Here is a 10,863-nt window from a genome sequence, read left to right as displayed (position 1 = left end):
AAAAAGCCGCACCAGGAAAGCCGGCACCGGAAGAAGCGGTACCAGGAAAATCGGCGCCGGAGAAAGCGGCACCGAGCAGGCCGAAAAAAGCGGCTCCGGGGAGATCCGTGCCCGCGGCCGCGTCGGCCACCGCCTCCTCGGGTTATGTCGAGGAGGTCACGAAGGTGCTCAGACGGCCGGCCGCGCTGTCGGCGTCCGCGTCCGGCGGGCGGGGTGAGGAGGTCACGCAGACGACGGTCGTGCCGGCGCTGTCGGCCTCCGCGCCCGGCGGATACCGCGAGGAGGCCACCCAGACGATCATCCTGCCCGCGGTGCTGTCCTCGCTCGGGCCGGCCGGCTACTCCGAGGAGGCCACGCAGAAACTGATCCGGCCCACGCAGGGCGCCGGATCAGGGAAGCCGGGGAAACCGGGGAAGCCGGCCCGCCGCGCCCAGGACGCTGCCGCGCGCGGAGGGCGGTCCGCGGTCGCGGTGGCAGCCTCGGCCGAGCAGCCGGCGGCGGGAGGCTCCGTCCGTGGGCGCCCGGGACCTGGCACCTACACGGAGGAGGCCACCATGAAACTCATGCCACGCCGCCGCCGTGTTTCCGGTGACGGGCTGCTCGAGGAACTGACATGATGGTGTCCACCCAGAAACGCCGGGTACGCCGACGGCGGCTGCTCCAGCTCAGTGTGCTGCTTGTCCTGATTCTTGCCGGCAACGGCCCGTTCGCCGTGTCATGGGCCAGCGAGCAGTACGCCGAATGGCAGTCCAACCAGCCGGACTACATGCGTACCCACGGGCGTTGGGACATCATTGCCGACAGCGGCACCCGGTCCATTCACGCGGCCCTGCTGCGTACCGGGAAAATACTGCTCATGGCCGGTTCCGGCAACGACCAGGCAAATTTCGACGCGGGGAAGTTCACCACCGCGCTGTGGGATCCGGTCGCGAACACCTTCACCGACGTCTACACGCCGTGGGACGTCTTCTGCGCGGGGCAGGCCTTCCTCCCCAACGGCGACCTGCTGATCGCCGGGGGGACGAAGAAGTACGAGGTCCTGGCACAGGACTCGCCCGACGGCAAGAAGCACGAGTTCCAGGGGCTGAAGGACTCCTACATCTTCAACCCGGACACCGAGCGGTACGAGAAGACCGCCGACCTGAACCACGCGCGCTGGTATCCGACCCTGGTGACCCTTGCCAACGGTACGGTGGTGTCGGTCTCCGGCCTCGACGAGAACGGTGACATCGACCAGGGCAACACCGAGCTGTTCAGCGCGGCCACCAGGACATGGCAGGACAGCCACCACCTGAAGAAGATCTTCCCCACCTACCCGTCCCTGCTGCTCGCGGCGGACGGCCGGCTGTTCTTCTCCGGCGCCAACGCCGGTTACGGCCCGGCGGAGATCTCCGAGCGCCAGCCCGGCCTGTGGAACCTGGCGGACAACTCCTTCCAGCCGGTCAACGGGCTGCCCGAGCCGGAGATCAACGAGACGGCCGGGACGATCATGCTTGCGCCGGCGCAGGACCAGAAGGTGATGTTCATTGCCGGCGGCGGCGTCGGCGACACCCAGGCCGCGAGCGCCCGGACCGCCATCGTCGACCTCTCCGCGCCCGCGCCCGCCTATGTCAGCGGCCCGAACCTGACGGTGGCCAAACGGTATCCCGGCGCGGTCGTCCTGCCCGACGACACGGTGCTGGTCTCCGGTGGTTCCGCCGGCTACCGGGCCAAGGACTCGCTGACCGCCGAGACCTACCATCCGGACACCAACAGCTTCACCCCGGCGGCCGATCCGCGCGTTGGCCGTGACTACCACTCCGAGTACCTGCTGCTGCCGGACGGGCGGGTGGCGGTCTTCGGCTCCAACCCGCTCAGCGACGACAACTCCTTCGAGACCCGGGTCGAGGTGTACTCCCCGCCCTACCTCTACAAGGGCGAGCGTCCGGCGGTCTCCGAGGTGCCGGCCAAGATCACCCGGGGCACGGCCATCACCGTGAAGTCGTCCCAGCCGGCGGCGAAGGTGCGTCTGATCCGGCCGGGTGCCTACACCCACGTCACCGACACCGAGCAACGCTCCGTGGCGCTGCCGATCACCCAGCAGACGGGTGGCAGCGTCACACTGGACGTCCCCGAGAACCCCAACCTGCTTCCGCCAGACTGGTACATGCTTTTTGTGACCAACGACGAGGGTGTTCCCTCCGTCGCCACCTGGGTTCATGTTGGATGAGGAGGGCCTGTATTGATCTCCAGGCTGGTCCGCTGCGTCACGGGGGAGCGGGGGCCGGGAGCTGACCGGCCACGGCGAGGTACCCGGGTCAGGGCCACCGCGGTCGCCGGCGCCATCTCGGTGCTCTCCGCGTGCGGCGGCTCGGACGGGCCGGGCTCGTCCCCGGCCACGACCTCCGCGCTGACCGCGGTCGGCCCGCAGTGCCCCGCCGGGGACCCCGCCGGCCACGGCGCGGTGGCGGGGCCCGGCCCGCACGGCCCGGCACCCCGGGCGCCGTTCCTCGTCGACCCCGACAGCCAGCCGGCCCAGGCTGCGCGGCAGGACCCGGCAGCCGGGACGGCCGCCGCCACGATCGCGGCCAAGCCGTTGGCCTACCCCGTCGGGGACTGGCTGGGGGACGGCGTCCAGGCCCAGGTGGCGGCACGCGCGGCCGAGGCGGAACGCACCGGCGCCACCGCCGTCTTCATGGTCTACGCGATCCCGCACCGTGACGTCGGCGCGGGCTTCTCCGCCGGCGGTCTGCCCGACGCCGCCTCCTACCAGGCCTTCACCAGGAAGGTCGCGGCGGGCATCGGCCACCGCGACGCCGTCGTCATCCTGGAACCCGACTCACTGGCACAGCTGGACCATCTGGGGCATGCCGAGCAGGACGAGCGTTACCGGCTGCTCAACGACGCCGTCGACGTCTACGGCGGGCTTTCCGGCACCAGCGTGTACCTGGACGGGGCCAACTGCGGGTGGACGGCGGCGCCGGTCATCGCCGACCGCCTGACGCGGGCGGGCGTGCAGCGGGCCCGCGGGTTCGCCGTCAACGTATCGAACTTTTACCACACCCACGACGAGGTGGCCCGCGCCGACGTGATCTCGGCGCTGACCGGCGGCAGTCATTTCGTGGTCGACACCTCGCGCAACGGCCGTGGCCCGGCCAGGGGCGACCTGAAGGACGCCTGGTGCAACCCGCCGGGGCGGGGGCTGGGAACCACATCGACCACCGACACCGGCAGCCCACGTGCGGACGCCCTTCTCTGGATCAAGGTGCCGGGAGCCAGTGACGGGGAGTGCGGCCGGAACAACCCGCCAGCCGGCACCTGGTGGCCGGCCCAGGCCGACGAGCTCGTCCGCAACGCCACGTCCTGAACGGGGCCTTCCCCACCCGGGCGGGCAACGGCCCGTCGTACCCAGGGTGTTCCCGGACCGTCCGCGGCCGTTGGCCGGACGGGCTGGTTCCGGCGCGCCGGCCACCCGTTTCGGCATGATTCGCTGGATTGCGCTCCCGGCCAGGGGGCTCCCGGTGCCCGGCCACCGCGAAACAGAACAACGTCCTTCATGTCGGTTCGTCCCGCCCGGGTGGGTGGGGCTCGGGCCGCCCGGGCGGATATGCCCGCCGCCGGTGGCAGTTGTCCCGTCCGCCGCTCCGGCGAATTCACAATGAAAAAACAACGTCCATTGTTTTTCTGGTAGCCGGAAGTCGCCGCCGGCGGTCGTTGCTGTCGTCCTGCCGACACGATTCCGGCGTGGCTGGTGGCGTTGGGTGCCGGCCTGTGTCGGCTTTCCGCACCGTCAGCGCGGTCGCTGCTAAACTGCCGCTGCGGACAGAGGGTTGAGCAAGAAAACGAGCGCATCCAACCGCCCGTTCGGAGGTCGTGTGTCGACAGACGTGCATGGAGGGCCCGGACGCCGGGCCGCCCGCCATGCGCATCGTCCGAAATCCCGTCGGCCGCTATGGATATGGCTGACGCCGGTCGTCGCCGCCGCCGTATTCGCGGGTTTCGGTTGTGTACGGGTGGTGTTTCCCAGGACCTCTCCGGTCTCGTCCTCCGTGGACGTGGTGATACCGCGTCCGGTCGGTACGGTGCCTCCCGGGCCGCTGACCGCCGTCGCCGCGCTTCTCGGCTCGCTGGCTCCGGTACCGGGGCAGACCCCTGCCGCGCCAGCCGCGCGGCCCACGCATCCCGCCGAGCACACCGAGGCTCCCAGCGCGCCGCCGCCGCCGCCGGCCCGGCCGCCGTCGGCGGCGCCGGCGACGGCCAGCAGCAATCCGTTCGCCGGGGCCAGGTTCTACGTCGATCCCGACAGCGACGCCATGGCCGCGGTCGCCCGGCTGCGTAACAGCGCGCCCGCGGACGCCGCCGCGCTGAGCCGGATAGCGAACACCTCGCACGCCGACTGGTTCGGCGGTGACACCGCGAACCCGGACGCCGTGCGGGCCAGGGTCGCCGGGCGCGTGGACGAGATCCGCGCTACCGGCGCGCTGCCGGTGCTGGTCGCCTACGCGATCCCCAACCGTGACTGCGGCAGTTACTCCGCTGGCGGAGCCGGTAGCCCAGATGCCTACCGGGCGTGGATCGCCGCTTTCGCCGCCGGTATCGGCCGGGGCCCGGCGGCGGTCATCCTCGAGCCCGACGCGATCTCCCAGACCGACTGCCTGTCCGCGGCCGACCGCCAGACCCGGTACTCGCTGCTGGGGAACGCGGTGGACGTGCTTGCCCACGTCGGCGCGGCCGTCTATCTCGACGCCGGGAACGCCACCTGGCACAGCGCCGCCGACACCGCCGCCAGGCTGCGCGCCGCCGGCGTCGACCGGGCCCGTGGCTTCGCCCTGAACGTCTCGAACTTCGACGAGACGCCGGACGAGCGTGCCTATGCCGCCGCGGTGTCCGCGGCGCTGGGTGGCACCGCCCGGGCCGTCATCGACACCAGCCGCAACGGGCTCGGCCCGGCCGCCAGCAACGCCTGGTGCAACCCGCCGGGCCGGGCGCTGGGCGCCGCGCCGACCGGCAACACAGGTGACCCGGTCGTCGACGCGTATCTGTGGATCAAAGTTCCCGGGGAGTCGGACGGGACGTGCAATGGCGGGCCTGGCGCCGGCCAGTGGTGGCTCGACTACGCACTGGGGCTGGCCGCCCGCGCCACCGGCTGACCGTCCCGCCGTCGACGCCCGTATCACCATCGGGTGCATTGTTGACGGGTGAACTCCCACCCGTTCCGGCCCGGGACACGGCGGCCCGGGACATGGCGGCCCCGGACGCTCGCCGCCGTGCTCCTCGCCGGCGTCCTGCTCGCCGTGCTGGTCACCGGCTGCGGCTCCTCGGGAACGGCCGGCCAGCGTGGCAACGGGCTGGTACACCTCGACGATCTCCCGGGTGCCGCGGGCGTGCGCGGGGTGGTCTTACAGCAGCCGCTGAGCAAGCCGGACATCCGGCTGACCGGCACGGACGGGCGTCCCTACGATTTCCGGGCGGCCACCGCCGGCCGGCTCACCCTGCTGTTCTTCGGTTACACCCACTGCCCGGACATCTGCCCGACCACCATGGCCGACATCGCCGCCGCGCTCAGCACGCTGCCGCCGGCTGACCGTGCCAAAGTGTCCGTGGTGTTCGTCACGTCCGATCCGGATCGGGACACCCCGGCGGCCCTGGGCAGCTGGCTGGCCCAGTTCGACCCGTCGTTCATCGGGCTGACCGGCCCGTTCGAGACGACCGCCGGTGACGCCGAGCAGCTCGGCGTCACGCTTGAGCGGCCGCGGCGGCAGCCCGACGGGTCGGTGACCGTCTCGCACGGCACGCAGGTGACGGCCTTCAGCCCGGACGGGACCGCCCGTGTCGCCTACCTCGCCGGCACCAAGGTCGCCGACTACGCCCATGACATCCCGCTACTGATCGCCGGCCGTACCTGACCCCCCGACGCCGCCCGCGGCGGTGGTCAGGTCGCGGTGTAGTAGGCGGCGAGGCTGGCGAAGTCCTCCTGGCCGTGCCCCGCGTCGGAGGCCTCCGTGGCCAGCGCGAGAGCGCTCGTGGCCATCGGCAGCGGCCGGCGGGCCGAGCCGGTGGCGATCCGCAGATCCTTGATCATGCCGTCGAGGGTGAACGTGGCGGGCTGGAAGTCGTTGCTCGTGAGCATCGACCCCTTGTAGCCCAGGATGAACCCCAGTGCGCCGCCGGCGAGCTCGGAACGCAGCAGGTCACGGTCGACGCCCAGGTCCGAGCCGAGCCGCAGCACCTCGCCGAGAGCCCCGGTGGCCAGCGCCAGGCCCAGGTTCACGACGGCCTTCAACGCCGTCGCGGTACCGACGCCGCCGACGTGCCGGGTGGTGCCGAACAGGGACAGCAGCTTCTCGGCGGCGGCCGCGTCCGGTCCGCTCGCGCCGACCAGCACGCGCAGGGTGGCGTCCCGGGCCGGCCCGGTCGTCCCGACCACGGGTGCCTCCACGTAGCGCAGCCCGGCCGCGGCGGCCACCCGCCCGAGTTCCCGCCCGGTCGCAGGCGCGATCGTCGTCGTGTTGATCACGAGGGTGTGCGGGGGCGCGCCGGCGATCACGTCGTCGAGCACCTGACGGGCGGACGCGTCGTCGAAGAGCATCAGCACGACCGCCTCGGCGGCGGCCACCGCGTCCCGTACGGAGGCGGCCTCACGCGCGCCCGCGGCCACCAGTTCCCGGGCCCGGCCCGGCGTCCGGTTCCAGATCGTCAGCTGGTGGCCGGCCTCGACGATGTGGCGGGCCATCTCCCGTCCCATCCGTCCCATGCCGAGAAAAGCGACGTTCATGGTTCTGCCTCCCCTGTATGTTCCGGTCTCCCCTGTATGTGCTGGTACTGCCCGGTGGGCCGGTGGGCCGGAGCCGGTGCGGCGGCGTTTCTTCCGTGCCTCTTCCGCGTCTCCTGTGCGTCTCTTGCGTGTCGAGGTTCCCGCTGGAGCCCCGGATCCACCGGTGCCAGAAGCCGGCTGCCACCGGACCGCCGGGTTTGTCGGCTTCCGGGCCCGCTCCGCTCATGAGAGTGTGGGGCGGAACGCGCGCGGTGGTACGTGGCGGCCGTGCGGCTGCCTCGAGCAGCCCATCGCTGGCACTATGGACGAGAGGCTGAATCACACAAGAGGTGTATATGCCGCTACAGCAGCACGCTTTCGCCGATGTGGCGGATGTTCACGACCGGCTGCGAGCGGCCGGCTACCTGGCGGATCATGCCATAGCGACGACGGTCTTCCTCGCGGACCGGCTCCGCAAGCCGCTGCTCGTCGAGGGGCCGGCCGGCGTGGGCAAGACCGAGCTCGCCAAGGCCCTCGCGTCCGCGACCGGCGCCGAACTGATCCGTCTACAGTGCTACGAGGGGCTGGACGAGGCCCGGGCGCTGTACGAGTGGAACTACAAGAAGCAGCTCCTGCGCATCCAGGCCGGTCGTGACGAGGCCTGGGACGAGACCCACGACGACATCTTCAGCGACGAGTTCCTGCTGTCCCGGCCGTTGCTGACCGCGATCCGGCGCACCGAGCCGACCGTGCTGCTCGTCGACGAGACCGACAAGGCCGACGTCGAGGTCGAGGGCCTGCTGCTGGAGGTGCTCTCCGACTTCCAGGTGACCATCCCCGAGCTGGGCACGATCGTCGCTCACCAGCGCCCGCTCGTGGTGCTGACCAGCAACGCGACCCGGGAGCTGTCCGAGGCGCTCAAGCGCCGCTGCCTGTACCTGCACCTGGGCTACCCGTCCCCGGCGCGGGAGAAGGAGATCGTCCTCGCCTGTGTGCCGGAGCTGCCCGAGCGGCTGGCTGAGGCGATCGTCGGCACGATCCGGGCGCTGCGCGCGATGGAGCTGAAGAAGGTCCCGTCGATCGCCGAGACGATCGACTGGGCGCGGACGGTCCTGGCGCTGGGGATCGACACCTTCGACGAGGAGGCCGTGGCGTCCACCCTGGGTGTCGTCCTCAAGCATGTGAGTGATCAGGCGCGAGCCATCGGCCAGCTCAAGCTCGGCTCTAACTGATCGTTCCCAGCCTGGGTTTTTATAACATAAAGTAACATTATGTTGCACTATGTGACCCGATGGGATGCCGGGTATGAGTCTGCTGGACCGTACGGTGGTGTTCACTGCCGCGCTGCGACAGGCGGGGATGGCGGTGAGCAGCGCCGAGACCGTGGACGCCGTCCGCGCGCTCACAGCCGTCGGGCCGCTCGACAGGGAGGCGCTGCGCGCCGGGTTCGCGGCGACGATGTGCAAACGCCCGACCAACCGGGTGACCTTCGACACACTGTTCGACCTCTACTTCCCGCCGGTGATCGGTGACGGGCTGTCCGTTGACGACTTCCTGGCCGGCGAGGACGGCACACCGGGAACGGCAACGGATCCGAGCCGGCCGGCCGGCGCGCCCGACAGCGAAAACGATCTTGAGCTGTTGCGCCAGGCCCTGCGCGGGGAACTGCTGGACGTCCTGCTGCGCGGGGACGACGAGGAGCTGCGCCGCCTCGCCCGCGAGGCCGTGACCAGGTTCGGGTCGGCGCCGGGCGCGCCCGGCCGGCGCTCCTGGTTCGCCTACCGGGCCCTGCGGGCACTGTCCCCGGACACCCTGGTCGCCGACCTGCTGAGCGCGATGCTCGGCGACCAGGAGGCCGGCGGCCTCGCCGAGCGGGTCGCCCGGCAGACGATCATTGAGCGCATCCGTGCCTTCGAGGAGATGGTCGCCAGCGAGGTGCGTCGCCGGCTCGCCGAGGAACGCGGGGCCGACGCGGCCGCGAAGAGCGCGGTCAAGCCGCTGGCGGAGCAGGTCGACTTCCTGCGCGCCTCCCAGCGGGACCTGGCGGAGCTGCGCCGCCTGGTCCACCCGCTCGCCCGCAGGCTCGCGACCAGGCTGACCGCGCGTCGCCGCCTCGGGCGCTCCGGCCGGCTCGACTTCCGCCGCACGGTGCGCTCCTCGCTGGCCACCGGCGGGGTGCCGCTGGAGACCCGTCACCGGCCGCACAAGCCGCACAAGCCCGAACTCGTCGTGCTGTGCGACGTCTCCGGGTCGGTGGCGTCGTTCGCGCACTTCACGCTGTTGCTGACGCATGCGCTGCGGGAGCAGTTCGCCCGGGTCCGGGCGTTCGCGTTCATCGACACCACCGACGAGATCACCCGTTTCCTGCGGGGAGCCGACCTCGGCGACATGATGGCGCGGATAGCCAACGGAGCCGACCTGGTGTGGTTCGACGGGCACAGCGACTACGGGCACGCCTTCGAGGTGTTCGCCGACCGGTATCCGGAGGCGGTCGGCCCGAAGACCTCCCTGCTCGTGCTCGGGGACGCCCGCAACAACTACCGCGCGACCGCCGCGCCGGTGTTCGGGAAGCTGTGCGCGCAGGCCCGGCACGCCTACTGGCTCAACCCCGAGCCGCGCACCTACTGGGGCTCGGGCGACTCGGCCACCCGCGCCTACGCCGACCTGGTCGACGAGATGGTCGAATGCCGCAACGTCGAACAGCTCCAGACCTTCATCGAACGCCTCCTGCCCTCCTGAGCCGATCGTCTTCACCCTGGCGGACGTTTCACGACGTGATCGGGAAATTGGGGTGAACCGAAGCGGCTGGGCGAGCGTCCAACCTTCCAGGAGCTGGCAGCGTGAGAGCTGACACCTGACGGAAGGGTGGCCACCGGGATGGTCAGAACAGGTCCGGACGTACAGGATCCCGACAGCGCCCCGGCGGCGCCCGCGACGACGGCGGTGGCGCCACCACCAGGGCCGGCATCGACTTCGGTGGCGACATCGGCGTCGGCGCCTGGCGCGGACTGGTGGGGCGGTGCCGCGACGGCCCCGGAAGGCGCGACGGCCGGAGGAGGCGCGGCGGCCACGGGAGGGCTGGCGGGCGCGAGGGGCGCGGGCGTGCGCGGCATCTCCAGGCGGCGCGTGATCGGCGTGGCGGTCGTCGTCGGGGTCGTGGCCGTTGTCGGCGGTGTTGTCGCGATCGGTAGCTGGTCGGATACCTCCGGCTCGTCGTCGAGTTTCCCGCTGCCAGCCATCGACATGCCGCTGTCACAGCCGGGGTCGTCCGCTGTGGGCGGTGACGGGCAGGCCGCGGGCGATTCGCGGATGGTCGCGCCGGGGGAGCCGGGGCTACAGGGGGCGCCGTCCGCGCCCGTGGCCGGCGGCGCACGTGCGGCCGAATCCGGAGCCGGGTCCGGCCTCGCCGCCGGCTCCGCGCCGACGGCGCGGGCCGCCGACCCGGCCCGGCCGGCCGGAGCCGAGCCCAGGATCGTCCGGACCGGCTCGATGTCGCTTCAGGTGCGTCCGGGCGGCGTCGACGCGGCGGTCACCGCCGTCTCGACGGCGGCGCAGGGGCTGGGCGGCTATCTCGCCTCGCTGGACAGCGCCGGCACCCCGGGCGCCTCCGACGACGGCCAGCAGCGCGCGACCGTCACCCTGCGGGTGCCGACCAGGTCGTTCGACGACCTGCGCGGCCAGGTCGGGAAGGCCGGCGAGGTCCGGGCATCGACCGTCTCCTCACAGGACGTCACCGGCGAGTACGTGGATCTCCAGGCCCGGCTGAAGGCGCTGAGCGGTTCGCGCGACACCTACCTGGCCCTGCTGGGCAAGGCCGGCTCGATCGGGGAGGTTCTCGCCGTCCAGCAGCGGATCGACGACGTGCAGGCACGGATCGAACAGCTCGAGGGGCAGCGCCAGGTGCTGGCCGACGCCAGTGACCTCGCGACCCTCACGATACGGATCAGCGAGCGGGGAGCGGTCACGACCAGGCCGGACCCGGACGACGACGACGGCCTGACCGGGGCGCTGCGGCTGTCCTGGGACCGTTTCACCGGCGGAGTGGCCGTGATCGTCGGCCTGATCGGGCCGATCGTCCTGGTCGGGCTGCTGGCCGGGGCCGGTTTCGCCGGCTACCGCCTCCTGCGACG

General features: G+C 71.7%; 8 protein-coding genes and 1 pseudogene. 8 read left to right on the top strand and 1 reads right to left on the bottom strand.

Going from position 1 to position 10,863, the window contains the following annotated elements:
• From AC5LUJ_RS04070 to AC5LUJ_RS04050, 5 genes and pseudogenes are all read left to right on the top strand, one after another.
• A pseudogene (locus AC5LUJ_RS04070) lies at positions 1–617 on the top strand (glycosyltransferase family 2 protein); the annotation flags it as partial.
• Positions 614–2,209, top strand: a complete 1,596-nt coding sequence (locus AC5LUJ_RS04065) for a galactose oxidase early set domain-containing protein (protein ID WP_250285444.1) — start codon at positions 614–616, stop codon at positions 2,207–2,209. The pseudogene AC5LUJ_RS04070 and the gene AC5LUJ_RS04065, both read left to right, overlap by 4 nt.
• Positions 2,210–2,221: 12 nt before the next feature.
• A complete protein-coding gene (locus AC5LUJ_RS04060) occupies positions 2,222–3,346 on the top strand; it encodes a glycoside hydrolase family 6 protein (protein WP_493464480.1) in 1,125 nt (374 codons plus the stop codon).
• A gap of 682 nt (positions 3,347–4,028) precedes the next feature.
• On the top strand, positions 4,029–5,129 hold the full coding sequence (locus AC5LUJ_RS04055) for a glycoside hydrolase family 6 protein (RefSeq protein ID WP_493464479.1): 1,101 nt from the start codon (positions 4,029–4,031) through the stop codon (positions 5,127–5,129).
• A gap of 48 nt (positions 5,130–5,177) precedes the next feature.
• Positions 5,178–5,885 (top strand): SCO family protein, encoded by a 708-nt coding sequence (locus tag AC5LUJ_RS04050; RefSeq protein WP_250285441.1) that lies wholly within the window; start codon positions 5,178–5,180, stop codon positions 5,883–5,885.
• Positions 5,886–5,911: 26 nt separating this feature from the next.
• Here AC5LUJ_RS04050 and AC5LUJ_RS04045 read toward each other — a convergent pair whose 3' ends face one another.
• Positions 5,912–6,754, bottom strand: a complete 843-nt coding sequence (locus AC5LUJ_RS04045) for an NAD(P)-dependent oxidoreductase (protein WP_493464478.1) — start codon at positions 6,752–6,754, stop codon at positions 5,912–5,914.
• A gap of 335 nt (positions 6,755–7,089) precedes the next feature.
• On the opposite strand from AC5LUJ_RS04045, the gene AC5LUJ_RS04040 reads away from it, so the two are divergent.
• The 3 genes from AC5LUJ_RS04040 to AC5LUJ_RS04030 all read left to right on the top strand — a co-directional run.
• Positions 7,090–7,965, top strand: a complete 876-nt coding sequence (locus tag AC5LUJ_RS04040; RefSeq protein ID WP_250285494.1) for an AAA family ATPase — start codon at positions 7,090–7,092, stop codon at positions 7,963–7,965.
• Positions 7,966–8,038: 73 nt separating this feature from the next.
• Positions 8,039–9,472, top strand: coding sequence for a vWA domain-containing protein (locus tag AC5LUJ_RS04035; protein ID WP_250285491.1), 1,434 nt, complete (start codon positions 8,039–8,041; stop codon positions 9,470–9,472).
• Between the two features lie 237 nt (positions 9,473–9,709).
• Positions 9,710–10,863, top strand: a 1,154-nt coding sequence (locus AC5LUJ_RS04030) for a DUF4349 domain-containing protein (RefSeq protein ID WP_493464477.1), incomplete at its 3' end; no start/stop codon positions are given.

This window comes from Protofrankia sp. CiP1_Cm_nod3 (assembly GCF_982290655.1).
The sequence above is the reverse complement of the archived record's forward strand: the minus strand, read 5'-3'. Positions and strand labels throughout refer to the sequence as shown.

Coding starts and splice junctions, on each gene's coding strand:
- AC5LUJ_RS04035 (WP_250285491.1), top strand. CDS start 8,039: ATGAGTCTGCTGGACCGTACGGTGGTGTTCACTGCCGCGCTGCGACAG.
- AC5LUJ_RS04040 (WP_250285494.1), top strand. CDS start 7,090: ATGCCGCTACAGCAGCACGCTTTCGCCGATGTGGCGGATGTTCACGAC.
- AC5LUJ_RS04065 (WP_250285444.1), top strand. CDS start 614: ATGATGGTGTCCACCCAGAAACGCCGGGTACGCCGACGGCGGCTGCTC.
- AC5LUJ_RS04045 (WP_493464478.1), bottom strand. CDS start 6,754: ATGAACGTCGCTTTTCTCGGCATGGGACGGATGGGACGGGAGATGGCC.